This is a genomic window from Streptomyces fuscichromogenes, from assembly GCF_014645815.1.
Taxonomy (GTDB): domain Bacteria; phylum Actinomycetota; class Actinomycetes; order Streptomycetales; family Streptomycetaceae; genus Streptomyces; species Streptomyces fuscichromogenes.
The window spans coordinates 36,474-62,261 of record NZ_BMML01000014.1; the positions used below are offsets into that span (position 1 = coordinate 36,474).

The window sequence follows — 25,788 nt, forward strand, 5'->3', positions numbered from 1 at the left end:
CGCGGCGCATCGCGGCATATCGCGGCACATCGCGGCGCAGCCGCCGGAGCGCTCAGGTCCGCGCCGGCCGCCCCAGCAGCATGGTCGGGGCACCCGCCACCCGGGTCAGGAAGACGGTCGCCGTGTTGCGTCCCTGCGGCTTCGGCAGGGCCTTCCTGCGCAGCTCCTCCGGCTCCACGGCCGACCCGCGCTTCTTCACGGTCAGGTTGCCGACCTCGCGCTCGCGCAGCAGCGCCTTCAGCCTCTTGACGTTGAAGGGAAGCCGGTCGGTGATCTCGTACGCCGTCGCACAGGGGGTGGCGCGGAGCGTGTCGGCCGTGATGTACGCGATCGTCGGGTCGACCAGGCCGCCGGCGAGCTCCTCGGCGACCTCGGCGACCAGGTGGGCGCGGATGACGGCGCCGTCCGGCTCGTACAGGTAACGGCCGACCGGCCGGACCGCGGGGTCGGGCAGGCCGCGGCCGAGCAGGGTGCGCGGGCCGGGCAGCAGGGTGGCGCGGACGGCTCCCGGGGCGCCGGTGCCGAACCAGAGGACGGCCTCCTTCACGTCCCCCGCGTCCGAGATCCACTCCGCCTCGGCGGCCGCCGGGACCGCCTCGTGCGGGATGCCGGGGGCGATCTTCAGCGCGGCCACCCTGGCCGTCGACGCGGCCCGGACCGCCCAGGACAGGGGCGGTGAGTAGGCCTCCGGGTCGAAGATGCGGCCACGGCCGCCGCGCCGGGCCGGGTCGACGAAGACGGCGTCGTGGCCGGCCGTGTCCACCTCCTGGACGTCCGCCTCCCGGACCTCGATCAGCCCGGCGAGCCCCAGCGCGTCGGCGTTCGCGCGGGCGGTGGCCGCGGTCACCGGATCCCGGTCCACGGCGAGGACGCGGATGCCCGCCCGCGCCAGCGCGATCGCGTCGCCCCCGATCCCGCAGCACAGGTCGGCCACCGAGGTGACCCCGAGCGCCTTCAGCCGCTGGGCCCGGTACCCGGCGACACTCGCCCGCGTCGACTGTTCGACCCCGTTCGGCGTGAAGAACATGCGATCCGCGTCCGCCTCCCCGAACTTCGCCGCCGCCCGCTGCCGCAGCCGGGCCTGGGCCAGCGCCGCCGACACCAGCTCGGCGGGGTGGGTGCGGCGCAGCCGGGTGGCCACCGCGAGCTCGTCGGCGGGCGCGGTGCCGCGCACCTCGTCGAGGAGGGCGCGGCCCTCGGGGGCGAGGAGGAGGGAGAGGTGGTCGTTCACCGGGTCATTGTCGGCCAGTCGGTGGATGGTTCGCCTCCGGCCGCGGTGTCTGCCCGGGTTGCGGGGAGGTCCCTGGAAGGATCCGACGCCATGCGAGCAGTCGTACAAAATGACAAAAATAGGGCGGTACTCGCCGTTGCCGCCCTCTCCGTCGCCGTCGCCGTCGTCTCCGGCTGCGCCGGGCCGGGGGACCAGGCCGGGGTCCGCCCCGCCGCGGGCCAGCAGGCCCACCGGGGCGCCGCTCCCGACTCCCGTGCCGCCCTGGTCGCAGCCGCCCGGCGCTGGGGGCTGGACGCGGTCCCGCTGCAACCGCCGGCCCCGCCGAAGCACAAGCCGAAGATCACCGCTCGCGACGGCTTCGAGGTGGACGGCCAGGTGGAGGACGACCTGCCCCCGGTCTTCACCACGATCCCCACCCGGCAGAAGGTCGTCTTCCTCACCATCGACGACGGCGCCGAGAAGGACCCGGACTTCCTGCGGATGATGAGCCAGCTGCGGATCCCCTACAGCGCGTTCCTCAGCAACTACCTGGTCAAGGACGACTACGGCTACTTCCGCCGGATGCAGGCCGAGGGGCACACCCTCAACAACCACACCCTCACCCACCCCTACCTGCCGGGTCTCACCTATGACGAGCAGAAGCACGAGATCTGCGGCATGCAGGACATCATGAAGAAGCAGTTCGGCAGGGCGCCGACGGTCTTCCGCCCGCCCTACGGCAACTACAACGGCGACACCCTGCGCGCCGCCAAGGCCTGCGGCATCAAGTACGCGCCGATCTGGGACGAGGAGGTGTTCGTCGACCACTGGGAGTACCGCGAGTGGGACCGCGGACTGCACCCCGGTGACATCGTCCTCACGCACTTCCGGGGCCGCAACGACTGGGACGGCACCATGGTCGACGACATGCGCCGCTTCCTGAACAAGGTCACCCGCGACGGCTACGCGGTGGCACGCCTGGAGGACTACCTGTGAGCCGACCGAGGGCGACGGCCGCTGTCCCGGCCGCCGCCCTCCTGGCCGTCGCCTTGGTGGCCGCCGCGCTCCTCCTGTCGGCCTGCGCCCCGTCCGTCGACCCCATCGAACGGCTCGGCAGGAAGGCGGCCGACCGGGTGCACCCGCAGGGCCCGGCCGGCGTGCCCGCCTACCGCCGGTGGGGACTGGCCGCGCCGCTCTCCCCGGCACCCCGCCCGCCGCTGCACCCGCTGTCCTTCCACACCGCCCTCCCGCCGGTCGTCGACCACATCCCCACGTCCGACCGGGTCGTCTTCCTCACCTACGACGACGGCGCCGAGAAGGACCCCCGCTTCGTCGACATGGTCCGCGAACTGCGCCTGCCGGTGAGCATGTTCCTCACGGACAGCGTGGTCGGCCCCGGCTACGGCCACTTCGCCCGCCTCCGGTCGGTCGGCGCGAGCGTCCAGAACCACACCCTCGACCACCCGGCCATGCCGGGGCTGCCGTACGCCGGCCAGCGCGCCGAGATCTGCGGACAGCAGGAGAAGCTGAAGTCCCGCTTCGGCATCCGCCCCCGTCTCTTCCGCCCGCCCTACGGCACCTACGACACCACCACGCTCCGCGCGGCCGCCGACTGCGGTGTCACGGCGGTGGTCCTGTGGCGGGCGGCGACGACCCCCGACGGCATCACCTACCGCGGCGGCGACAAACGGCTCCGCCCCGGCGACATCGTCCTGGTGGGCCCCGACGAGGCCCTCGGCCCGACCCTCAGGGACCGCACGGCCCGACTGCTGCGCCGGGTACAGGCGAGCGGCCTGACGGTGGGCCGCCTGGAGGACTACCTGTAGCGCGACAGATCCAGCCCGTCCGGCGTTCGAGGACGAGGCCGAAGGCCGAACGGGGGGCGAACGGGGGGCTGGGGGTACAGCCCCCAGGGACGGCCACCACAACCCCGGCCAACCCGGTTTTTTCGGCGCCGCGCCGCAGGCAATTGGCACTCCGCTTGACCGAGTGCTAATCGCGGTCATAGTCTCGGCTCTGGCACTCGGTAGATGAGAGTGCCAACAACGCGACGGGCAGGTCCGGCACCCGCGACGACGGATCCACCTGGTCGCCACCTCAGACAGTTAACCCCGTGAGATCTCCGAAGGGGGAGGTCGGATCGTGACGACCGCCAGCTCCAAGGTTGCCATCAAGCCGCTTGAGGACCGCATCGTGGTCCAGCCGCTCGACGCCGAGCAGACCACGGCCTCCGGCCTGGTCATCCCGGACACCGCGAAGGAGAAGCCCCAGGAGGGCGCTGTCCTCGCCGTGGGTCCGGGCCGTTTCGAGAACGGCGAGCGCCTGCCGCTCGACGTCAAGGTCGGCGACGTCGTTCTGTACAGCAAGTACGGCGGCACCGAGGTGAAGTACAACGGCGACGAGTACCTCGTCCTCTCGGCTCGCGACGTGCTCGCGATCATCGAGAAGTAATTCACCCGAAGCACATTCTGCTTTGAGCTGCGCCCCTGGCCCCCGCGACCTTATGAAGCCGGGCGTCGGGGGCGCCGTTCGTTTCACCCACGCTTTCCGAGAGGGCTGAACCGCTCCCATGGCGAAGATCCTGAAGTTCGACGAGGACGCCCGTCGCGCCCTTGAGCGCGGCGTCAACAAGCTTGCCGACACGGTGAAGGTGACGATCGGCCCCAAGGGCCGCAACGTCGTCATCGACAAGAAGTTCGGCGCCCCCACCATCACCAACGACGGTGTCACCATCGCCCGCGAGGTCGAGCTCGACGACCCGTACGAGAACCTCGGCGCCCAGCTGGTGAAGGAGGTGGCGACCAAGACCAACGACATCGCGGGCGACGGTACGACCACCGCCACCGTGCTGGCCCAGGCGCTCGTCCGCGAGGGCCTGAAGAACGTCGCCGCCGGCGCCTCCCCGGCCGCCCTGAAGAAGGGCATCGACGCCGCCGTCGCCGCCGTCTCCGAGGAGCTGCTGTCCTCCGCGCGGCCGATCGACGACAAGGCCGACATCGCCGCCGTCGCCGCGCTGTCCGCCCAGGACACGCAGGTCGGCGAGCTCATCGCCGAGGCGATGGACAAGGTCGGCAAGGACGGTGTCATCACCGTCGAGGAGTCCAACACCTTCGGCCTGGAGCTGGACTTCACCGAGGGCATGGCCTTCGACAAGGGCTACCTGTCGCCGTACTTCGTGACGGACCAGGAGCGCATGGAGGCCGTCCTGGAGGACCCCTACATCCTCATCAACCAGGGCAAGGTCTCCTCCATCGCCGACCTGCTCCCGCTGCTGGAGAAGGTCATCCAGGCGGGCGCCTCCCGGCCGCTGCTGATCATCGCCGAGGACGTCGAGGGCGAGGCCCTCTCCACCCTCGTCGTCAACAAGATCCGCGGCACCTTCAACGCGGTCGCGGTCAAGGCCCCGGGCTTCGGTGACCGCCGCAAGGCGATGCTGGAGGACCTGGCCACCCTCACCGGCGGCACGGTCGTCTCCGAGGAGGTCGGCCTCAAGCTCGACCAGGTCGGCCTGGACGTGCTCGGCTCCGCCCGCCGTGTCACCGTCACCAAGGACGACACCACGGTCGTCGACGGTGCCGGCGACTCCGCCGCCGTCACCGGCCGCGTGGCCCAGATCAAGGCCGAGATCGAGAACACCGACTCCGACTGGGACCGCGAGAAGCTCCAGGAGCGCCTCGCGAAGCTGGCCGGCGGCGTGTGCGTGATCAAGGTCGGCGCCGCCACCGAGGTGGAGCTGAAGGAGAAGAAGCACCGTCTGGAGGACGCCATCTCCGCGACCCGCGCCGCGGTCGAGGAGGGCATCGTCTCCGGTGGTGGCTCCGCGCTCGTCCACGCCGCCAAGGTGCTGGAGGACGGCCTGGGCAAGGCCGGCGACGAGGCCACCGGTGTCGCCGTCGTCCGCCGCGCGGTTGTCGAGCCGCTGCGCTGGATCGCCGAGAACGCCGGCCTGGAGGGCTACGTCATCACCTCCAAGGTCGCCGAGCTCGACAAGGGCCAGGGCTTCAACGCCGCCACCGGCGAGTACGGCGACCTGGTCAAGGCCGGCGTCATCGACCCGGTCAAGGTCACCCGCTCCGCCCTGGAGAACGCCGCCTCCATCGCCTCCCTGCTCCTGACGACCGAGACCCTGGTCGTCGAGAAGAAGGAAGAGGAAGAGGCCGCCGCCGCGGGCCACTCCCACGGCCACGCCCACTGAGGCGACGCCTTCGGGACACCAGTCCCCGAGGCACCGGTCGCTGCGGAAGCAGTCTCCGAGGAAGCCCCCGTTCCCGGTCGTCCGCCGGGAGCGGGGGCTTCGCCCCTCGCGGGTACTTCGATGGTCGGCCTACTTCTCCAGTACGTCCAGCGCTCCCAGCTGCGCCAGCAGCCCCATCCGGTCGTACTGCAGCCAGCCCTCGGCCATCTTCCCGCCGACGCCGAAGCGGTGGATCGTCGTGCCGGCCATGGTGACCTGCCGGCCGGTGTTCGGCACCCCCAGGAACTGCGCCCGCTGCACCCCCGTCCAGAGCCATCTGGTGCACACCCGGTCGTCCTGGGTGATCTGGTCCTCGACCAGGAACGAGAAGTCGAAGGCGCCCCGCCACATCTCCAGCTTGCGCCGCATCGCGTCCATGCCGACGGCGTCCTGGCCCTCGATCGGATCGTGGTCGTGGTAGTCCTCGGCGAGCAGCCCGTCCAGCGGGGCCAGCGGGCCGGGTGCGGCGATCGTCTCGAAGAACCGCCGCGCGGTGTCGGCGTACGACCGCTCGTCGCGCACCACGTCCAGATCGGTGAACGTCGGCGTCCCCTCGCAGAGCGCCAGCAGCTCGCGGAACACCTTGTCGGTCTCCGGAAGACGCGAGTTCCGCATCGCCTCCTCGTACGACGGGAACTCCACGATCTCCACGACGTGCTCCGCGTCGGCGCGGTCCTTGCCGACCAGCGTGTGCGTCGCCGTCCGCTTCCCCTTGGTCTGCTCGACCCACCTGTCCATCAGCCGGTCCATCTCGTCGAACCGCCTGGTCCTGCACTCGATGAGCTGCACGAACGTCATGACACCGCCTCCGGCCCCCCTGCGGGCGCGACCGAACGACACCATCGTCTCACCGGCCGGGCCCCTACTGCGGCCCGTACTTGCGGCCCGTCTTCGAGCTGATGCCGCCCACCAGCCCGCGCGGCGCCATCTTCGCCAGGCCCGTCAGCACCTTGTAGCGGGGATCCGGGATCGACAGCGTCTTCCCGCGCGCGAGGTCGGCCAGCGCCGCCGCGACCAGCTTGTCGGCGTCCAGCCACATCCAGCCCGGGATGTTGTCCGTGCCCATCCCGGCCCGCTCATGGAACTCCGTACGGACGAACCCGGGCGCCAGCGCCATCAGCCGGACCCCGCTGCCCGCCAGATCGCGCGCCGCGCCCTGGGTGAACTGCACGACCCACGCCTTGGAGGCGCCGTACGTCCCGCGCGGTACGAAGGCCGCCACCGACGCCACGTTCACGACACCGCCGCGGCCGCGCTCCCGCATCGCCTCGGCGGCCGCCGCCGTCAGCCGCAGCACCGCCTCGCAGTGCACCCTGAGCATGCGCAGCTCGTCGGCCATCGGCACATCGAGGAAACGGCCCTTGTTGCCGAAACCGGCGTTGTTGACCAGCAGGTCGACCGGGTTCCTGCGATCGCTGAGGCGCGCGGCGACCGACTCGATGCCGGCGTCCTCGGCGAGGTCGGCGGTGAGCACCTCCGCCTCGATGCCGTGCCGGTCGTGCAGCTCGGTCGCCTGCTCGCGCAGCCGTTTGGTGTCCCGGGCCACCAGGACGAGGTTGTGCCCGTCCGCCGCCAGCCGCCGCGCGAACGCGGCACCGATCCCCGCGGTCGATCCCGTAATCAGAGCCGTTGTCATGGCCCAAGGGTAGTGACCCGGACTGACGGCGTCCGCTGTCCGCACCGGCTCTCCCGAAGCGTGGAGCACCGGTGAACAGGGTGCGTGCGACGCCCTGGACGGGGTGGACGTGACGGCAGCTCAGCCGCCCTGCGCAGCCACGTACTTCCGCGCCTGCGCCAGTGCCTCCGGGTGCAGCGCCGCGCCCGCCGCGAGCAGCCGGGGCAGCAGCTCCCGCTCGGTGGTGACCGCGCGGAACTCCATCGCCGCCGTCACCCCGTGCGCCGGCCGGAACACGACCTCGATCGGGTCGCCGGCCCTGATCTCACCCGGTTCGATCACCCGGAGGTAGGCACCGCTCGCACCCTTCCGCGTGAATCTCTTCACCCATCCCCGCTCGCCCAGATGGCCCTGGAAAGTGCGGCACGGGATGCGCCCGGAGGTGACCTCCAGTACCACCTCGGAACCGATCCGCCAGCGTTCGCCGATCAGCGCATCCGACACGTTCAGCCCGTTTGTCGTGAGGTTCTCACCGAAACAGCCGTTCGGCAGCGGCCGGCCCAGCTCCTTCTCCCAGTCGTCCAGGTCCTCGCGCGCGAACGCGTACACGGCCTGGTCGTCGCCGCCGTGATGCCGCAGGTCGCAGACCGCGTCCCCGGCCAGACCACTGCCCGCGACGCCCTTCGGGCCCGGGGCCGCCACCCGCACCGGGCCGTCCACGGGCCGCTTGTCGATGCCGGTCACGCCGTCCGCCTGGTCCGAGTACGGCACGGCACGCGCGCGTCCCAGGTTCACCGAGAGAAGCTCCATGCTCCGACGGTAGGCGACCGGACTCAAAGCGTCGACCCGTTATTGCGTGCCATACCCAAGTCCGCCTTATGCTCGAAGGGTGATCGAGGCCCGTCATCTCCGTGTCCTGCGCGCCGTCGCCACCACCGGTTCCTTCTCGGCGGCGGGGCGCGAACTGGGCTGCACGCAGCCCGCCGTCAGCCAGCAGATGAAGGCGCTGGAGAGCTCCGTGGGCACCCCGCTGCTGGTCCGCAACGGCCGTGAGATGCGCCTGACCCAGGCCGGCGAGGCCCTGGTCAGGCATGCCTCCGGGATCCTCGCCGGGCTCACCGCCGCGGAGGAGGAGGTCGCCGCGATCGCCGGGCTGCGGGCCGGCCGGGTGCGCCTGGTCTCCTTCCCGAGCGGCAGCTCCACCCTGGTCCCGACGGCCCTCGCCGCCCTGCGCGCCGCCCACCCCGGCACCCGGGTCTCCCTGGAGGAGGCCGAACCGCCGGAGTCCGTGGAGCTGCTGCGCGCGGGCGACTGCGACATCGCGCTGGCCTTCCGCTACCCGGGCGCGGCGGGCGCCGAGGAGTGGGACGACCTGGTGGTGCGGCCGCTGCTGACCGACCGTCTCGTCGGCCTGCTGCCCGAACGGCACCGGCTCGCCCGCGCGCAGTCCGTCGCTCTCGGCGAACTCGCCGGCGAGTCCTGGATCGCGGGCTGCCCGCGCTGCCGGGGACAGCTCGTCCAGGCGTGCGAGAACGCGGGCTTCACGCCCCGCATCGACTTCGCCACCGACGACTACCCGGCCGTGGTCGGCCTGGTCGGCGCGGGTCTTGGCGTCGCCGTGCTGCCCCGGCTGGCGATCGAGTCGGTACGGCCGAGAGGCGCCCGCACGGTGGTGCTGGAGCCCGCGATGCGGCGGGAGATCGTCGCCCTCACGCTGCCTGACCTGGCACAGGTGCCGGCGGTGGCGGCGACGCTGGAACAGCTGGGCCGGGCGGCCCGGCGGGCGTGACGAAGGGCGCCGGGCACACGCGGCCAACGGCGCCGGGCACACGTGAGCGCGCCGAGCACGCGCGCGTGCCCGAGCGGCTGCAGATCGTCAGCGGATTGTCAACAGATTGCAGAAACGTTCTTTCATGTGTCGGAGGCCGGGCCGCCACTGGTTGTCGACGCCGACACCAGCCTGTTGCGCGCCCGCCCCATGAGCTCTTCGCGCTCGTCCTCGGTCAGGCCGCCCCATACGCCGTACGGTTCGCGGACCGCCAGCGCGTGCGCCGCGCACTCCGCGCGGACCGGGCACCTCATGCAGACCTCCTTGGCCGAGTTCTCACGGGCACTCCGAGCCGCCCCGCGCTCGCCCTCGGGATGGAAGAAGAGGGAGCTGTCGACCCCACGGCAGGCAGCCAGGAGCTGCCAGTCCCACAGGTCCGCGTTCGGTCCGGGAAGGCGGGAGAAATCTGCCATTACGTGACCCCTTGTAGCCGTTCTGGGCGGATACGGTGCCAACGACCGTACATCTCCGGTCTAGAGAGATGAAAATATGACTCATTGGCAATCTAGCCCCAGACACCGTGAAACAGGAAGAAAAAGGGCTAAATGGGGCATTGGTTGTGATGAAAAGTTGAGGGTCTGACGTCCATGTCTGCACCGTGTCCGCACCCTCACGTAGAGTGCCGAAGACGGCATGCAGCCCCGTAACTCTTTCGAGTGACCGTCGTTGAGAGTGCGGTGGCGGTTGAAGCAACAAGCGCTCGGGCAGGCGTCCGAGACGTTCGACCGCACAGGTGACGATTCCGTACCAGCCTGGAGGCTCAAGGTGACGCGCATCAGCTGCGGAGGGCGGTCATGACATCCGTCCTCGTCTGCGACGACTCCCCGCTTGCCCGAGAGGCGCTGCGCCGCGCGGTGGCGACCGTGCCCGGCGTCGAGCGCGTGACGACGGCGGCCAACGGCGAGGAAGTCCTCCGCCGCTGGGGCGCCGACCGATCCGACCTGATCCTGATGGACGTGCGCATGCCCGGACTGGGCGGCGTCGAGACCGTGCGCCGGCTGCTGTCCGCCGACCCCGGCGCGCGCATCATCATGCTCACGGTCGCCGAGGACCTGGACGGCGTGGCGCTCGCCGTCGCCGCCGGCGCCCGCGGTTACCTGCACAAGGACGCCTCGCGCGCCGAACTGCGGGCCACCGTGACCCAGGCCCTCGCCGACCCGACCTGGCGCCTCGCGCCCAGGCGGCTGCGTTCGGCCGAGATGGGCGCCGCGCCCACCCTCACCGCGCGCGAGATCCAGGTACTGGAGGGCATGAGTCACGGCCGCTCCAACGCCGAGATCGGGCGCGAGCTGTTCCTCTCCGAGGACACCGTGAAGACCCACGCCCGGCGCCTGTTCAAGAAGCTCGGAGCCTCCGACCGCGCCCATGCGGTTGCCCTCGGCTTCCGCTGGGGACTGGTTCGTTAGTACGGCGGTGAGCTGCGCCGCAGCGCGGCAGCGGACCGGCCGGGCGTCCCCGCCTACCCCAGGGTGGGCGGGATCCGCAAGACGGGGCGCCAAAGGCCCGCTGCTCGTTTCGGCGCGGATGCCGCATCCTTGAGGTGTGGAGTCTCTCGGGGACGAGTCGTTCGAGCGGAAGGGGAGGGCGCAGGAGATGAGTTCCGGCGCACCTGCTCATAACGCTTCGGTGCACAACGACGGACGCGATGCCACGCCGCCGACGGCAGCAGGGCACCATGGACCGATGCGCGACGACGAGGCGGTCACTGCCGTAGGGACGATCGGTTCTCTCGTCCATCGCGCCGTAGACGGGGACGAGCAGGCCACGCACGACCTGCTCGCCCATGTCCACCCCCTCGCGCTGCGCTACTGCCGTACCCGCCTGTCACGCCTCCCGGGCGATGCCCGGCACTTCGTCGAGGACCTCGCCCAGGAGGTCTGCGTGGCGGTCCTGCTGGCTCTGCCGCGTTACCGCGACACCGGCCGCCCCTTCGAGGCCTTCGTCTTCGCGATCGCCTCCCACAAGGTCGCCGACCTGCAACGGGCCGCGATGCGGCACCCGGGATCCACCGCCGTCCCGTCGGACGAGATGCCGGAACGTCCCGACGACTCCCTCGGTCCCGAGGAGCGCGCGCTGCTCAGCAGCGACGCCGAATGGGCCAAGAAACTCCTGGCCAACCTCCCGGAGAACCAGCGCGAGCTGCTGCTGCTCCGGATCGCCGTGGGTCTCACGGCCGAGGAGACCGGGCAGATGTTGGGAATGTCACCGGGCGCCGTACGAGTCGCCCAGCACCGGGCCCTGAGCCGGCTGCGGGCACTGGCGGAGCAGTAGCCGACGGCGTTGTCCCCCACGGCCGAACGGGTTCATCGGCCCCCGATGAACAGGCCTACGCCCATTTCCGTACGAACATACGAAGCCCGGAGCTGAGTCGTACCGTGGAATTTGGGGCCCGTGCTTCCCGTTAGCATGGACATCCGCACCGTTCAAGGCCATTTGGGGAAGGTGTCATGACTGCCAACGTCGACGGAGTGCCCGACAAATTCGCGACACTCGGGCTGACCTACGACGACGTGCTGCTGCTGCCGGGCGCATCCGAAGTGCTCCCCAACGCGGTCGACACCTCGTCCCGCATCTCCCGCAACGTCCGGGTCAACATCCCGCTGCTCTCCGCGGCGATGGACAAGGTGACCGAGTCCCGCATGGCCATCGCGATGGCCCGGCTCGGCGGCGTCGGCGTGCTGCACCGCAACCTCTCCGTCGAGGACCAGGTCAACCAGGTCGACCTCGTCAAGCGGTCCGAGTCCGGCATGGTCACCGACCCGATCACCGTGCACCCGGAGGCGACCCTCGCCGAGGCCGACGCGCTGTGTGCCAAGTTCCGCATCAGCGGCGTGCCCGTCACCGACCCGGCCGGCCGGCTGCTGGGCATCGTCACCAACCGCGACATGGCCTTCGAGTCCGACCGGACCCGTCAGGTGCGCGAGGTCATGACCCCGATGCCGCTGATCACCGGCAGGGTCGGCACCTCCGGCGTCGAGGCCATGGAGCTGCTGCGCCGGCACAAGATCGAGAAGCTTCCGCTGGTCGACGACGAGGGCATCCTCAAGGGCCTGATCACCGTCAAGGACTTCGTCAAGGCCGAGAAGTACCCGAACGCGGCCAAGGACTCCGAGGGCCGCCTGCTCGTCGGCGCGGCCGTGGGCGCCAGCCCCGAGGCGCTGGAGCGGGCCCAGGCGCTCGCCGAGGCCGGTGTGGACTTCCTGGTCGTCGACACCTCGCACGGCCACAACAGCAACGCCCTCAGCTGGATGGCGAAGATCAAGTCGAGCGTGGGCGTCGACGTGATCGGCGGCAACGTCGCCACCCGTGACGGCGCGCAGGCGCTGATCGACGCCGGTGTCGACGGCATCAAGGTCGGCGTGGGCCCCGGCTCGATCTGCACCACCCGCGTGGTCGCCGGCATCGGCGTCCCGCAGGTCACCGCCATCTACGAGGCCTCGCTCGCCGCCCGCCCGGCCGGCATCCCGCTCATCGGCGACGGCGGCCTGCAGTACTCCGGCGACATCGGCAAGGCCCTCGCCGCCGGTGCCGACACCGTGATGCTGGGCTCGCTGCTCGCCGGCTGCGAGGAGTCGCCCGGCGAACTGCAGTTCATCAACGGCAAGCAGTTCAAGTCGTACCGCGGCATGGGCTCGCTCGGCGCCATGCAGTCCCGGGGCCAGGGCAAGTCGTACTCCAAGGACCGCTACTTCCAGGCCGAGGTCGCCGCCGACGACAAACTCGTCCCCGAGGGCATCGAGGGCCAGGTGCCCTACCGCGGCCCGCTCGCCAGCGTCCTGCACCAGCTCGTCGGCGGTCTGCGCCAGACCATGGGCTACGTGGGCGCGGCCACGGTCGACGAGATGGAGTCCAAGGGCCGCTTCGTGCGGATCACCGCCGCGGGCCTCAAGGAGAGCCACCCGCACGACATCCAGATGACGGTCGAGGCGCCGAACTACAGCCGTAAGTGACACGCACACGCGCGTGAAGCTCTTCCAGGGCGGTCCCGGGACGTACCGGGGCCGCCCTCGCCGTGCCCGTCGGCGATACTGGGAGACGCTGAAACGCAGAGGGAAAGGCCACAGACGTGACTGAGATCGAGATCGGGCGCGGCAAGCGCGGCCGCCGGGCGTACGCCTTCGACGACATCGCCGTCGTCCCCAGCCGCCGTACGCGGGACCCGAAGGAGGTCTCGATCGCCTGGCAGATCGACGCCTACCGCTTCGAGCTGCCGTTCCTGGCCGCCCCCATGGACTCGGTCGTCTCCCCGGCCACCGCGATCCGTATCGGCGAGCTCGGCGGCCTGGGCGTCCTGAACCTGGAAGGCCTGTGGACGCGGTACGAGGACCCGCAGCCCCTCCTCGACGAGATCGCGGAGCTGGACGCCGACACCGCCACCCGCCGCCTCCAGGAGATCTACGCGGCCCCCGTCAAGGAGGAGCTGATCGGCGCGCGCATCAAGGAGGTGCGCGACTCCGGCGTGGTCACGGCGGCCGCGCTCTCCCCGCAGCGCACCGCGCAGTTCTCCAAGGCGGTCGTGGACGCGGGCGTGGACATCTTCGTCATCCGCGGTACGACGGTCTCCGCAGAGCACGTCTCCTCCGCGCACGAGCCGCTGAACCTGAAGCAGTTCATCTACGAGCTCGACGTCCCGGTGATCGTCGGCGGCTGTGCCACGTACACGGCGGCCCTGCACCTGATGCGCACGGGCGCGGCGGGCGTGCTCGTCGGCTTCGGCGGCGGCGCGGCCCACACCACGCGCAACGTGCTCGGCATCCAGGTCCCGATGGCCACCGCCGTCGCGGACGTGGCCGCCGCCCGCCGCGACTACATGGACGAGTCCGGCGGCCGTTACGTCCACGTGATCGCCGACGGCGGTGTCGGCTGGTCCGGCGACCTCCCCAAGGCGATCGCCTGCGGCGCCGACTCGGTGATGATGGGCTCCCCGCTGGCCCGCGGGACCGACGCGCCGGGGCGGGGCCACCACTGGGGCATGGAGGCCGTCAACGAGGAGCTGCCGCGCGGCAAGAAGGTCGACCTCGGCACCGTCGGCACCATCGAGGAGATCCTCACCGGCCCGTCCCACACCCCCGACGGCTCGATGAACCTCTTCGGTGCCCTGCGCCGCGCCATGGCCACGACCGGCTACAGCGAGCTGAAGGAGTTCCAGCGCGTCGAGGTGACGGTGGCGGACTCGCAGCACAAGCGGTAGTCCGTACGGCGGTGAAAGGGCCGGCCACCCGAGGCGGGCGACCGGCCCTTTCACCTGCCCACGCGGCCTGCCCGCGGCCTGCCCGTGTGGCCTGCCCGCGCGGCCTGCGAGGGCCTGGCATGGGCCCGGCGGAGGCCCCGGCGGAGGGCCGGTGCGGGTCTGGCGGGGGTCCGGCGGGGGTCCGGCGGGGGTCCGGCGGAGGCCTCGGCGGGGGTCCGGTGCGGGCCCGCTCAGAGGCGGTGCGCTGCCCCCGTCGGGGTCGCCCCGCGGGTGTCCAGCAGCAACTGGGCCTTCACCGACAGGCCCTGGAGGTCGTACGTGCGGTGCTGCTGGACCAGGATCGTCAGGTCGGCGTCGGCGGCCGCCTCGTAGAGGGAGTCCGCGCGCGGCACCGGACGGTCCAGGACGCTCCAGGACGAGACGTGCGGGTCGTGGTAGCTGACCGAGGCGCCGAGCTCCAGGAGACGGATCGCGATCTCCTGGGCGGGGCTGCCCTGCTGGTCGGCGAGGTCGGCCTTGTAGGTGACCCCGAGCAGCAGCACGCGCGCGCCGCGCGCCGACTTGCCGTGCTCGTTGAGGAGGGCGGCGGCGCGCTGCACGACGTACCCGGGCATCCGGCTGTTGACCTGCTGGGCCAGTTCCACCATGCGCAGGCCGCGGCTCGCGTGGCCGGACAGGTCCTGGGCGACCCCGTGCCCGCCGACGCCGGGGCCGGGCCGGAAGGCCTGGAAGCCGAACGGCTTGGTCTCCGCGCACCGGACCACGTCCCACAGGTCGACGCCCAGGTCGTGGCAGAGCACGGCCATCTCGTTGACGAGGGCGATGTTGACGTGCCGGAAGTTGGTCTCCAGGAGCTGCACGGTCTCGGCTTCGCGCGGGCCACGCGCGCGTACCACCTTGTCGGTCAGCCGGCCGTAGAACGTGGCGGCCGACTCCGTGCACGCGGGCGTGAAGCCGCCGATGACCTTCGGGGTGTTGGCCGGCGTGAAGTCGCGGTTGCCGGGATCCACCCGGCTGGGCGAATAGGCGAGGTGGAAGTCGCGGCCCGCGCGCAGGCCGGAGCCCTTCTCCAGCAGGGGCCGCAGGAAGTCCTCCGTGGTCCCCGGGTGGACCGGCGACTCCAGGATCACCGTGGTGTGCGGACGCAGCCGCGCGGCCAGGGTGCGTGCGGCGGTCTCCACCTGGCCCAGATCGAGGCCGCCGTCGGCGCCGCGCGGGGTCGGTGCGCAGATCACGGCGGTACGCACCCGCCCCAGCTGGGCCGGATCCTCGACCACCCGGAAACCCTTCGCGAGCATCCGGCGCAGCTCGGCGGGGCTGAGCGAGCCCGCCTCGGGGCCGGTGGCATAGCCGATGGTGGAGACGCCGGCGGCCACGGCGGCCTGGGCCAGGGGCAGGCCGTAGGGACCGAGTCCGATGACGGCGAGGTCTGCGGGCATGGCGTGGGCCGTCCTTCCCAGTAACCGAAGCGGGACAGGTGCGCAAGCCCTGTGGACAGGATGAGCGAGGCGCACGGTCAGACTAGGAGTAAATATGACCGTTATGCGGGATTGTGTTCATGTGTCTTCCGTGGGTTCGGTGACCGTTGTCCACAGGCTGGGGGTGAGTGGTGGCTGAAGTCGGGCAACCCGGTCAGAATTTGGGCAGGGGCCACGCCCGCCGGGTGCGGCCGAGGTGAGCGACGAGCGACGACGACCGACGACGACCGACGGCGGCAGAGCGGGAGGCAGCGGTGAGGACAGCGACACTGGGGCCGGAACAGCGTGCGGAGTCCCTGGCGGCGATGGCCGAGCGCGAGTTGGACGTGCTGGTGGTGGGAGGCGGGGTGGTCGGCGCGGGCACCGCGCTGGACGCGGTCACCAGAGGCCTGAACACCGGCATCGTCGAGGCCCGCGACTGGGCCTCCGGCACCTCCAGCAGGTCCAGCAAGCTGATCCACGGCGGCCTGCGCTACCTGGAGATGCTCGACTTCGCGCTGGTCCGCGAGGCCCTCAAGGAGCGCGGTCTGCTGCTGGAGCGCCTCGCCCCGCACCTGGTCAAGCCGGTGCCCTTCCTCTACCCGCTGCAGCACCAGGGCTGGGAGCGCCTGTACGCCGGCTCGGGCGTCGCGCTCTACGACGCGATGTCCATGGCCAGCGGGCACGGCCGGGGCCTGCCCGTGCACCGGCACCTGACCCGCCGTCACGCCCTGCGGGTCGCGCCCGCGCTGCGCAAGGACGCCCTGGTCGGCGCCATCCAGTACTACGACGCGCAGATGGACGACGCCCGCTATGTGGCGACCCTGGTGCGCACGGCGGTGTCCTACGGCGCGAAGGCGGCCAACCGGGCGCGGGTGACCGGGTTCCTGCGCGAGGGCGAGCGGGTCGTCGGGGCCCGGGTGCAGGACGTGGAGGGCGGCGGGGAGTACGAGATCCGCGCCCGGCAGGTCGTCAACGCGACCGGGGTCTGGACCGACGACACGCAGGGGCTGATCGGCGAGCGCGGCCAGTTCCACGTCCGCGCGTCCAAGGGGATCCACCTGGTCGTCCCCAGGGACCGCATCCACTCCACGAGCGGCCTGATCCTGCGCACCGAGAAGTCGGTCCTGTTCGTCATCCCCTGGGGCCGGCACTGGATCATCGGCACCACCGACACCGACTGGGACCTGGACAAGGCCCACCCGGCGGCCTCCAGCGCCGACATCGACTACCTCCTCAACCACGTCAACTCGGTCCTCGCGGTACCGCTCTCGCGCGACGACGTCCAGGGCGTCTACGCCGGTCTGCGCCCACTGCTGGCCGGCGAGTCCGACGCCACCAGCAAGCTCTCGCGCGAGCACACGGTCGCCCATCCGGTGCCGGGGCTCGTGGTCGTCGCGGGCGGCAAGTACACGACGTACCGGGTGATGGCCAAGGACGCCGTCGACGAGGCGGTGCACGGGCTCGACACGCGGGTCGCGGAGTGTGTCACCGAGGACATCCCGCTGCTCGGCGCGGAAGGCTACCGGGCCATGTGGAACGCCCGGGCCAGGATCGCCGCCCGCACCGGCCTGCACGTGGTCCGGGTCGAGCATCTCCTCAACCGGTACGGCTCGGCGGCGGAGGAGGTCCTCGACCTCATCGCCGCCGACCCCGGCCTGGCCGAGCCGCTCTCGGCCGCGGACGACTATCTGCGCGCCGAGGTCGTGTACGCCGCCTCCCACGAGGGCGCCCGTCACCTGGACGACGTCCTGACCCGTCGCACCCGCATCTCCATCGAGACCTTCGACCGCGGCACCCGCAGCGCCCGCGAGGCCGCCGAGCTGATGGCACCGGTCCTCGGCTGGGACAAGGACCAGATCGAGCGGGAGGTCGAGCACTACGAGAAGCGCGTGGAGGCGGAACGCGAATCCCAGCTCCAGCCGGACGACCTGACGGCGGACGCGGCAAGACTGGGAGCCCCGGACATCGTCCCCCTGTGATCCCCGCCTTTCCCCCGCCCGGCCGCGCTATCCCTTGCGAGGGCAGAACTCGGCGCTGAGCAGTGCGGGTTCGAGAGCCGGGTCCGCGATCGCCGTCGTGTTCACCCGGAACGTCAGGACGTGCCGGCCGCCGATCGACGCGGCGCTGCGCACATAGCTGCCCGCGATCCGGCCGTTGTGCCCCCACACCGTGGTCCCGCACGACAGGGTCACCGGATAGATCCCCAGACCGTACGCGCCGTGTGCGGCACGGGTGTCGAGCATGGCGCGCAGCCGGCGCGGGGGCAGCAGCTCGCCGTCCAGCAGCGCCGCGTAGAAGCGGTCCAGGTCGTCGAGCGTGGTCACCAGCTCGCCCGCCGCGCCGGCCACGCGCGGATCGAGCTCGGTGACGTCGGAGCCGTCGGCCGCGTAGGCGCGGCCGTGCGGGGAGGGCAGCGTGGTGCGGGCGCCCGGGAAGGACGTGCCCGTCAGACGGAGGGGAGTGATGATGCGGCGCCGGACCTCGGTGGCGTAGGCGCGGCCGGTGACCTGACGGATGACCATGCCGAGCACGACGTAGTCGGTGCTGGAGTACGCGTAGTGACCCAGCCCGGTCGAAGGCAGGGAGAGCGAGACGCGCACGGCCTGAAGCGGGGTCAGGGGGACGGCACCCCGGGTGACCGCGGTGAAGTCGGCGAGTCCGCCGGTGTGGCTGAGCAGGGCCCGCAGGGTGATCCGCCGCCCGTCGACGCCGCGTCCGCGCAGCAGCCTCGGCAGATACCGCTCCACGGGGTCGGACAGGGAGAGCCGGTGTTCCGCGGCCAGTTGCAGGACGACGGTGGCGATGAAGGTCTTCGTGATGCTGCCGGCGCGGAAGTGATCGGCCCGCGCGATGCCCCGGCCGGCGGCCGCATAGCGGACGTCGTCGCCGTCGCGGTCCAGGAAGGCGACGGCGGGCACCCGGCCTTTGGTGACGAACTGTGACAGGAGCGGGTCCGTGGCCTGCGTCGAGGCTGCGGAGCCGGCCGTCAGCGGGGCGAACAGCAGGGCAAGAGCGACCGGTATGGCCATCAGTGTCCGAAGCGACGGCATCCGGGTCCCTCCCTTCCCGCGGCCCATCATCCCGGCTCGTGTGACGCCCTCGTCACCGGGGGTTCCGGCCGGCCGGCCCCGATGCGCGGTCAGGGGGCCCCAGGGCGTTGGGCACTTGTCGGGTGAGGGACAATGAAAGCTCTGTCAGGGCGGGTTGTCATGAGGGGACGCATGTCGGAGGCGGAGCGGGCGGGGACTTCTCGTCAGGAGACTCGTCAGGACAACAGCGAGCGTCTTCTCGCCGGGCGGTACCGGCTGGGAGGAGTGCTCGGCCGCGGTGGCATGGGCACGGTGTGGCGGGCCGTGGACGAGACCCTCGGCCGGACGGTGGCCGTCAAGGAGCTGCGGTTCCCGTCGAACATCGACGAGGAGGAGAAGCGGCGCCTGATCACGCGCACCCTGCGCGAGGCCAAGGCGATCGCCCGGATCCGCAACAACAGCGCGGTGACGGTCTTCGACGTCGTCGAGGAGGACGACCGGCCCTGGATCGTGATGGAGCTGGTCGAGGGCAAGTCGCTGGCCGAGGCCATCCGGGAGGACGGCCTGCTGGAGCCGAAGCGGGCGGCCGAGGTCGGGCTGGCGATCCTGGACGTGCTGCGGTCGGCGCACCGCGAGGGCATCCTGCACCGGGACGTGAAGCCGTCCAACGTCCTGATCTCCGAGGGCGACGGCCGGGTCGTGCTCACCGACTTCGGCATCGCCCAGGTCGAGGGCGACCCGTCCATCACCTCCACCGGCATGCTCGTCGGCGCCCCTTCCTACATCTCCCCGGAGCGGGCCCGCGGTCACAAGCCCGGCCCGGCGGCCGACCTGTGGTCGCTCGGCGGCCTGCTGTACGCGGCGGTCGAGGGCGCACCGCCGTACGACAAGGGGTCGGCGATCGCCACCCTGACGGCGGTGATGACCGAGCAGCTGGAGGAGCCCAAGAACGCGGGTCCGCTGAGGGACGTCATCTACGGTCTGCTCAACAAGGACCCGGCCCAGCGGCTGGACGACGAGGGCGCGCGGGCGATGCTCACCGCGATCGTCAACGCGCCGGAGGAGGCGCCCGCGGACGCCACCCGGGTCGTGCCGCTGCCTCCGCAGCCCGACGCGCCGCAGGAGCAGAAGAGCTCCGGGGCCAAGCGGGGCGAGGAGGCCGGGGAGAAGCTGCGCGGGGCGTTCCGGTCGGTGCGCAAGGCCGCGGGCGCGGCGGCGGGCGCCGCCACGGCCCCCGTCACCACCGGTTCGCCCTCGGGGCCGGTCGGGGACGCGCGTCCGGCCGCCGGCGGCGGGCCGGGTGCCGCCACCGCCCCGGCGGGGGCCAAGCCCGCTGCGGGCAAGGCGAGTTCGGGGTGGCCCGTGATGCCGCCGCCGGATCTGGACCTGGCGCCCCGGCCCGTGCCCAAGGCGCCGCTCACCGACGTGGTGCCGAAGCGCACCCTGGTGATCATCGCCGTGGTGGTGGTGCTCGCGGTGCTCGGTACCGTGCTCGCCATCGTGCTGAACGGCGGCGACGGGGACAGCAAGGGGAGTGGCAGGAGCGGCGGTTCCAAGGCGGTGGCGACCTCGGGGGCGAGCGCGAGCGCCGGTTCCGGTTCCGGTTCGAAGTCCGGTTCCGGGAGCACCACCAAGGAGGACAAGAGCGGCGGGACGGTGACGGACGGGTCGGCGTCGGCGGCCGGGACCTCCGGGAGCGACGGTTCGGACGACTCCGGGGACGACACGTCCTCGGAGTCGAACTCCAGTGGCAGTGCCGGCGGCAGCGGCAGCGCGCCAGTGGTGTCGACGTACAAGGGCGACCAGGGGTACTCGATCGGGCTGCCCAAGGGGTGGAAGTTCCAGACCGGCAGTTCCGCCGGGGACCGGTTCACCGGGCCCGACGGGCAGAAGCTGCTGGTCGCCTGGACGAGCACGCCCAAGGACGACCCGGTGGCGGACTGGAAGAACCAGGAGCGTTACATGGTGCGCTCCCAGTACCACAAGGTCCGGATAGCCGCGGTGAGCTACCGCGGCTGGAACACGGCCGACTGGGAGTTCACCTACGTGGACGGCGGCACCGAGTACCGGACCATCGACCGGGGGTTCGTCGTCAGCCCCCAGCAGGGCTACGCGCTGATGTACACCGCGACGGCCGACGACTGGAGCAGTGAGCTGCGCAAGGACACCTGGAAGACGCTGACGGCGTCCTTCGAGCCCAAGTGACAAATTCGCATCCCCACAATACGAATTGCCTCCGGCACGTATCGTGAGTGGTTGCGGACCGTAGGCATGCAGGTATGCATACAGAACGGGCCGCGAAACGAGCGGATTTGACCAACCGGGCGGCCGGGGGAGGCAACGTGGACGACTACGCGGGTCGGGTGCTCGCCGACCGCTACCGCCTGCCGTTGCCCCCCTCCGACGAGTACGAACACACCGAGACGCGGGCCTTCGACACCTACAGCGGGCAGGAGGTGTTCGTCCGGCAGGTGCCGTTGCCGGAGGTCGTCGAGGCGGAGGTGCTGGACGCCGAGGGGTTGCCGGAAGGTTTCACGGCGCGTGACCGTGGCGCGCGCCGACCGCCGACGGCGCGGGCCGCGACCCGTCGGCCCAGCGATCCGGTGGTGCGTCGCGCCGTGGAGGCCGCCCAGGCCGCGGCCCGGATACCCGACCATCCCCGGCTCGACCAGGTATTCGACGTGTTCGCCGAGGGCGGTTCGCTGTGGATCGTCAGCGAGTCGGTCGCGGCGCGGTCGTTGGCGGCGGTCCTCGCCGAGCAGTCGCTGAGCCCGTACCGGGCGGCGGAGGTCGCCTCCGACGTGCTGATGGCGCTCCGGGTGCTGCACGCCCACGGCTGGGTGCACCGCAACATCACCGCCCGCACGGTCCTGGTCTGCGACGACGGCCGGGTGATGCTGACCGGCCTTGCGGTCGGGGCGGCGGAGGAGGCGCTGTGCGGGTACGACCCGGTGCCGGTGCAGGAGGGCGAGAGCGACGGGAGCGGCGCGGCGGCCGGCGGCCGGCGGCCCGGGGAGACGGAAGGTTCCGCCGCGCCCGGCACCCCGCCCGGCGCGTCGCCCCACAACTCCTTTCGTAGCCAGCCCGGTTCACCCGGTTCGGGTGTTTCGCGCGGTTCCGCCGGTTCGGGTGCCGTCGGCGGCGGGGGCATCGGGAGCATCGGTGGCGCGGCCGGTGGTACGGGCGGCGCGCAGCGGGCGCCCGGCGCGCCGGAGAGCGACCCCGAGGCCGCTCGGCGCGCCGCGATCCAGGCACGGGCGGCCGGAGGGCTGCCGGGCGCCGGTCCGGACGAGGGCCAGGGCGGCTCCGGTCCCGGCGGCTCCGGTCCGGGAGGTTCCGGTTCCGGTACGGGTGCGGTGGAGCGGCGGGCGCTGGAGACGGGCCCGGACGTCCGGGCCGCCCGGGCCGGGGCCATCGCCGCGTACCGGGCGGGAGCCAGGGCCGCCGCCCGGGTCCAGGAGGCACAGCAGAACGGACGGGCCGCGCTGCCCGGCGCCCGGCCGCCGTCCGACGGCGACACCGCGCCACAGCAACCGTACGGCCCGGGACACGCCAGCGGCGCGGCCCAACCGCCGCACGGCAGCGGGGCGTCGCAGCAGCCGTACGCGAACGGGGCGGAGCAGCAGCCGTACGCGAACGGACAGGCCCAACCGCCGCACGCCAACGGGGCGTCGCAGCAGTCGCAGCAGCCGTACGCGAACGGCGCGGGGCAGCAGCCGTACGCCAACGGGCAGGCGCCGGCGCCGGGCGGGGAGCGGCGGGCCGCCGGTGGCGTGCCGCCCGGCCAGATAGCAGACCCGTACGGGGTGGCCGGCGCGCCGTCGCCCTGGCACGGCGCCGCACCCCGCCCCCGCCCCGGCACACCCCCGGCGATGGCCCCCGGCCAGGAACGCACCGCGCTCCCGGCCGCCGCACCCGGCGCGGCCCCGCCGCTGCCCGGTACCGGCGCGACCGCCCCGCGGGCCGGAGCCGAACTCCACGGCGTCCAGGGACAGCCGCACGTCGTCGTGCCCGCACAGGGGGCCGGCCCCGCCGCCCGCTGGGGCGAGGCCGCCGCCGTCGTACCCGGGCGGCGCGGACCCGCCACCGCGCTGGCCGCCGAACGGGCGCGGCAGGTGCGGATGACCGTGGTGGGGCCGGTGACCGAGCGCTGGGCGCCGGAACAGGCCGTCCCCGTGCACGAGAACTGGCAGCTGGCGGCGCCCATCGGCCCGGCCACCGACCTGTGGGCGCTCGGCGCGCTGCTGTTCCGGGCGGTCCAGGGGCACGCGCCGTATCCGGAGGAGTCGACGGCCGAGCTGGTGCAGCTGGTGTGCTCGGAGCCGCCCGCCTTCGCGGAGGAGTGCGGGTCGCTCAGGCCGGTCGTGGAGTCGCTGCTGCGTCAGGACCCCATCGAGCGGCTGGACTTCGAGGAGCTGCGCGGCTGGCTGCGCTCGCTGGTGCGGTCCGCGCCCGAGCCGGACGCCGGTACGCATCTCGTCGCCGCCCCGCCCACCGACCCGAAGCGGCTGCCGATCATCCGGCGCCGCGGTGAGCTGGTGCGCAGGCGCCGGGCCGGGCTCCCGGCGACGCACGGTCGGCACAAGCGGGCCCGGCAGGAGACCGGGTCCCCGCGCCGGCTGGGCCGTACGCTGCTCCTGCTGGTCCTGCTCCTGCTGGCCGCGGCGGTCGCGTACGCCATGCTGTTCCTGCCGAAGAAGGGCAGCGCGGACGACGGCGCGGCGGCCGGCGACCGGACGGGCGCGGCCGGCCAGGCGAGCACCGCACCGAGCCGGAGCGCGACGCCCACGCCGACACCTACGCCGACGCCCACCTCGACTCCGTCCACCGAGACCCAGACCACCGCGGGTTCGACGGGCGGCGCCCCCGTCGGCGGCGGGTTCACCCTGCGCGACGACCCGAACGGCTTCCGGATCGCCGTCGCCAAGGGCTGGAGCCGCACCCCGAAGAACGGCAGCGGCCAGGTGGTCTACTCGCACGGGAAGTTCGAGCTGATCGTCGTGGCCGGACGGGACAGCGCGGCGACCTACGGCAGCGACCCGATGGTCTACCAGCGGGACAAGGAACCGGAGTTGCAGCCGTACCGGGACTCCAGCTGGGCCACCGCCGGCGGGCTGCGAACCATCACGGTGGGTCAGCAGGTGTCCGCCGAGGGGCAGTTCACCTGGACGGACAGCCAGGCGGGCGACCTGTTCGTGCGCAACATGGTCTTCCTGATCGACGGCAGGTACCACATCGTGCAGGTGCGCGGCCCGGAGGCCGACCGGGACGAGGTCACCACGCTGTACGAGCAGGCGTCGTCGACGTACGAGTACACGGGCTGAGCGGCGGCCCACGCGGTCCCGGTCGTGCTGGTTCCCGTTCCGGTGGGGGGATTTCGTTCACATCCCGCGGGGGAGACGAGAACCGTCACAGTGCTGTCTCCGTGGGACCCCCCTTGTTCCCTGACCGTGGGCCGGTCCTTAGTCTGACCCTGACAAGAGCATTGCGGGGCAACGTGAATCAGATGCAGGGCCTGCTCATCGCGGGCCGCTACCGGATCGCCGACACCATCGGCAGCGGCGGCATGGGCCGGGTGTGGCGCGCCCATGACGAGGTGCTGCACCGGGCGGTCGCCATCAAGGAGCTGACGGCCGCGCTCTACGTCTCCGAGAGCGAGCAGTCCGTCCTGCTGGCCCGCACCCGGGCCGAGGCGCGGGCCGCGGCGCGCATCAACCACTCCGCCGTCGTCACGGTCCACGACGTACTCGAACACGACGGCCGCCCGTGGATCGTCATGGAGCTGGTCGAGGGCCACTCGCTGGCGGACGCGGTCAAGGAGCAGGGGCGCATCGAGCCGCGGGAGGCCGCGCGGATCGGGCTGTGGGTGCTGCGCGCGCTGCGCGCCGCGCACGGCGCCGGTGTGCTGCACCGCGATGTCAAGCCGGGCAACGTGCTGCTCGGCCGGGACGGCCGGGTCCTGCTCACCGACTTCGGCATCGCGCAGATCGAGGGCGACACGACCATCACCCGTACCGGTGAGGTCGTGGGATCCGTCGACTATCTCGCGCCGGAGCGCGTGCGCGGGCACGATCCCGGTCCCTCCTCCGACCTGTGGGCGCTGGGCGCCACGCTGTACACGGCGGTGGAGGGGCGCTCGCCGTTCCGCCGCACCTCACCGCTGACCACCATGCAGGCGGTCGTCGAGGAGGAGGCCGGCGAGCCGCTCAACGCGGGCCCGCTGGGACCGGTCATCACCGGACTGCTGCGCAAGGAACCGGCGGAGCGGCCCGGTCCCGACGAACTCGAACAGATGCTCGCCGAGGCGGCGGAGGGGCGACGGCCGAGCGGGGCGCAGAAGTACGTGCCGACACAGTCGCACGCCGATGGGACCTGGCTGGACTCCGGGAGCTCGCAGGAGCGCCCGTACGGCGGTTCGCACGGTGAGGCGTACGGCGGTTCGCACGGCGAGGCGTACGGGAGTTCGTACGGCGGGCAGCGCCCCCCGGAAGGCTCCACGATGTCGCCGACGGCCGTCGCCGCGCCGTCCGCCCCCGTCGCCGTCCAGCCCAAGCGGCGCCGGCTGCGCACGCTCGCGCTCGTCGTCGCCGTGGCCGCGCTGCTCGGCGGTGGCGCGGCCGTCGCCCTGCAGAAGTGGAACTCCGGGCAGCAGGACGACAACAGCGGCCCGGTCTCGCCGGCCACGTCCGGCTCTGCCTCGCCGAGCGCGACCACGGCCCCGGGCGGCACGATTCCCGCGAGCTGGCAGCGCTACGACGACTCCGCGGGCTTCACGGTGTACCTGCCCCCGGGCTGGGAGCGCTCGGTGTCCATCAAGAAGAACTCCTCCGGCCTGGAGCAGATCGACTACTCGCCCGACGGCGGCAAGCACCTGGTCCGTATCGCCGTCGACAGCTCGCCCGACTTCCCCGACGGGCTCGCGCACCAGAAGGACCTGGAGAAGCAGCTGACGCTGGTCGACTACCACCGCGTGAGCATGAAGCAGAACCTGTACCGGGACCAGAACGGGTCGGTGTGGGAGTTCACCTGGACGGGGCTGGCCAAGGACTGGCCGTATGCGTCCGGGCCGCAGCACGCGATCGAGGAGACGTACGACTCGCGGTCGGGGGCCGAGTACGCGATCTACATAGCCTCGCCGGAGAAGGACTGGGCTACGACCAGTAAGCAGTTCCAGTGGCTGCTGCAGGGGTGGGACCCGGGCACCTACGGGTGACGCCCGTG

At 72.2% G+C, this 25,788-nt stretch carries 20 protein-coding genes; 13 read left to right on the plus strand and 7 right to left on the minus strand.

What is annotated here, in order from left to right; genetic code table 11:
• Positions 1–52: 52 nt before the first annotated feature.
• On the minus strand, positions 53–1,231 hold the full coding sequence (locus IEZ11_RS28080; protein ID WP_229713411.1) for a class I SAM-dependent methyltransferase: 1,179 nt from the start codon (positions 1,229–1,231) through the stop codon (positions 53–55).
• A 90-nt stretch (positions 1,232–1,321) separates the two neighbouring features.
• Here IEZ11_RS28080 and IEZ11_RS28085 point away from each other — a divergent pair, with 90 nt between their 5' ends.
• The 4 genes from IEZ11_RS28085 to groL all read left to right on the plus strand — a co-directional run bounded on the left by IEZ11_RS28085 (position 1,322) and on the right by groL (position 5,405).
• Positions 1,322–2,206 carry a polysaccharide deacetylase family protein gene (locus IEZ11_RS28085; RefSeq protein ID WP_189265691.1) on the plus strand — a complete coding sequence of 295 codons (885 nt, stop codon included), beginning with the start codon at positions 1,322–1,324 and terminating at the stop codon, positions 2,204–2,206.
• Entirely contained in the window at positions 2,203–3,036 is an 834-nt protein-coding gene (locus tag IEZ11_RS28090) for a polysaccharide deacetylase family protein (protein ID WP_229713412.1), read from the plus strand. Before IEZ11_RS28085 ends, IEZ11_RS28090 begins: the two co-directional genes overlap by 4 nt.
• A 316-nt stretch (positions 3,037–3,352) precedes the next feature.
• On the plus strand, positions 3,353–3,661 hold the full coding sequence (groES, locus tag IEZ11_RS28095) for a co-chaperone GroES (protein WP_004955293.1): 309 nt from the start codon (positions 3,353–3,355) through the stop codon (positions 3,659–3,661).
• A gap of 118 nt (positions 3,662–3,779) precedes the next feature.
• A complete protein-coding gene (gene groL, locus IEZ11_RS28100; protein ID WP_189265692.1) occupies positions 3,780–5,405 on the plus strand; it encodes a chaperonin GroEL in 1,626 nt (541 codons plus the stop codon).
• Between the two features lie 129 nt (positions 5,406–5,534).
• Here groL and IEZ11_RS28105 read toward each other — a convergent pair whose 3' ends face one another.
• The 3 genes from IEZ11_RS28105 to IEZ11_RS28115 all read right to left on the minus strand — a co-directional run bounded on the left by IEZ11_RS28105 (position 5,535) and on the right by IEZ11_RS28115 (position 7,869).
• Entirely contained in the window at positions 5,535–6,242 is a 708-nt protein-coding gene (locus IEZ11_RS28105) for an ester cyclase (RefSeq protein WP_189265693.1), read from the minus strand.
• Between the two features lie 64 nt (positions 6,243–6,306).
• Complete coding sequence (locus IEZ11_RS28110; protein WP_189265694.1) at positions 6,307–7,080, minus strand: SDR family NAD(P)-dependent oxidoreductase; 774 nt, start codon at positions 7,078–7,080, stop codon at positions 6,307–6,309.
• A 120-nt stretch (positions 7,081–7,200) separates the two neighbouring features.
• Positions 7,201–7,869, minus strand: coding sequence for an MOSC domain-containing protein (locus IEZ11_RS28115; protein ID WP_189265695.1), 669 nt, complete (start codon positions 7,867–7,869; stop codon positions 7,201–7,203).
• A 79-nt stretch (positions 7,870–7,948) separates the two neighbouring features.
• Between IEZ11_RS28115 and IEZ11_RS28120 the strand changes: the two genes are divergently transcribed.
• Positions 7,949–8,848 (plus strand): LysR family transcriptional regulator, encoded by a 900-nt coding sequence (locus IEZ11_RS28120; RefSeq protein WP_189265696.1) that lies wholly within the window; start codon positions 7,949–7,951, stop codon positions 8,846–8,848.
• Between the two features lie 122 nt (positions 8,849–8,970).
• On the opposite strand, the gene IEZ11_RS28125 is transcribed toward IEZ11_RS28120, so the two are convergent.
• Positions 8,971–9,300 carry a WhiB family transcriptional regulator gene (locus tag IEZ11_RS28125; protein WP_181804222.1) on the minus strand — a complete coding sequence of 110 codons (330 nt, stop codon included), beginning with the start codon at positions 9,298–9,300 and terminating at the stop codon, positions 8,971–8,973.
• A gap of 381 nt (positions 9,301–9,681) precedes the next feature.
• On the opposite strand from IEZ11_RS28125, the gene IEZ11_RS28130 reads away from it, so the two are divergent.
• The 4 genes from IEZ11_RS28130 (at position 9,682) to IEZ11_RS28145 (ending at position 14,078) form a co-directional block, all read left to right on the plus strand.
• Entirely contained in the window at positions 9,682–10,293 is a 612-nt protein-coding gene (locus IEZ11_RS28130; protein ID WP_003948568.1) for a response regulator transcription factor, read from the plus strand.
• 277 nt (positions 10,294–10,570) lie between these two features.
• On the plus strand, positions 10,571–11,158 hold the full coding sequence (locus IEZ11_RS28135; RefSeq protein WP_067249722.1) for a sigma-70 family RNA polymerase sigma factor: 588 nt from the start codon (positions 10,571–10,573) through the stop codon (positions 11,156–11,158).
• A gap of 176 nt (positions 11,159–11,334) precedes the next feature.
• Positions 11,335–12,837 carry an IMP dehydrogenase gene (guaB, locus tag IEZ11_RS28140; RefSeq protein ID WP_189265697.1) on the plus strand — a complete coding sequence of 501 codons (1,503 nt, stop codon included), beginning with the start codon at positions 11,335–11,337 and terminating at the stop codon, positions 12,835–12,837.
• Between the two features lie 116 nt (positions 12,838–12,953).
• On the plus strand, positions 12,954–14,078 hold the full coding sequence (locus IEZ11_RS28145) for a GuaB3 family IMP dehydrogenase-related protein (protein WP_189265698.1): 1,125 nt from the start codon (positions 12,954–12,956) through the stop codon (positions 14,076–14,078).
• A gap of 230 nt (positions 14,079–14,308) precedes the next feature.
• Here IEZ11_RS28145 and IEZ11_RS28150 read toward each other — a convergent pair whose 3' ends face one another.
• The gene (locus IEZ11_RS28150; protein ID WP_189265699.1) at positions 14,309–15,517 is read right to left on the minus strand and encodes a nucleotide sugar dehydrogenase; all 1,209 of its coding nucleotides are present in this window, start codon (positions 15,515–15,517) and stop codon (positions 14,309–14,311) included.
• Between the two features lie 293 nt (positions 15,518–15,810).
• Between IEZ11_RS28150 and IEZ11_RS28155 the strand changes: the two genes are divergently transcribed.
• Entirely contained in the window at positions 15,811–17,517 is a 1,707-nt protein-coding gene (locus IEZ11_RS28155; RefSeq protein WP_189265700.1) for a glycerol-3-phosphate dehydrogenase/oxidase, read from the plus strand.
• 27 nt (positions 17,518–17,544) lie between these two features.
• On the opposite strand, the gene IEZ11_RS28160 is transcribed toward IEZ11_RS28155, so the two are convergent.
• The gene (locus IEZ11_RS28160) at positions 17,545–18,588 is read right to left on the minus strand and encodes a serine hydrolase domain-containing protein (protein ID WP_189265701.1); all 1,044 of its coding nucleotides are present in this window, start codon (positions 18,586–18,588) and stop codon (positions 17,545–17,547) included.
• A gap of 171 nt (positions 18,589–18,759) precedes the next feature.
• On the opposite strand from IEZ11_RS28160, the gene IEZ11_RS28165 reads away from it, so the two are divergent.
• The 3 genes from IEZ11_RS28165 to IEZ11_RS28175 all read left to right on the plus strand — a co-directional run bounded on the left by IEZ11_RS28165 (position 18,760) and on the right by IEZ11_RS28175 (position 25,780).
• Positions 18,760–20,772 (plus strand): serine/threonine-protein kinase, encoded by a 2,013-nt coding sequence (locus IEZ11_RS28165; RefSeq protein ID WP_189265702.1) that lies wholly within the window; start codon positions 18,760–18,762, stop codon positions 20,770–20,772.
• Between the two features lie 137 nt (positions 20,773–20,909).
• Positions 20,910–23,891, plus strand: coding sequence for a serine/threonine kinase C-terminal domain-containing protein (locus IEZ11_RS28170; protein ID WP_189265703.1), 2,982 nt, complete (start codon positions 20,910–20,912; stop codon positions 23,889–23,891).
• Positions 23,892–24,073: 182 nt separating this feature from the next.
• Positions 24,074–25,780: a serine/threonine-protein kinase gene (locus IEZ11_RS28175; protein WP_189265704.1), complete on the plus strand. Its 1,707-nt coding sequence runs from the start codon at positions 24,074–24,076 to the stop codon at positions 25,778–25,780.
• Positions 25,781–25,788: the final 8 nt, after the last annotated feature.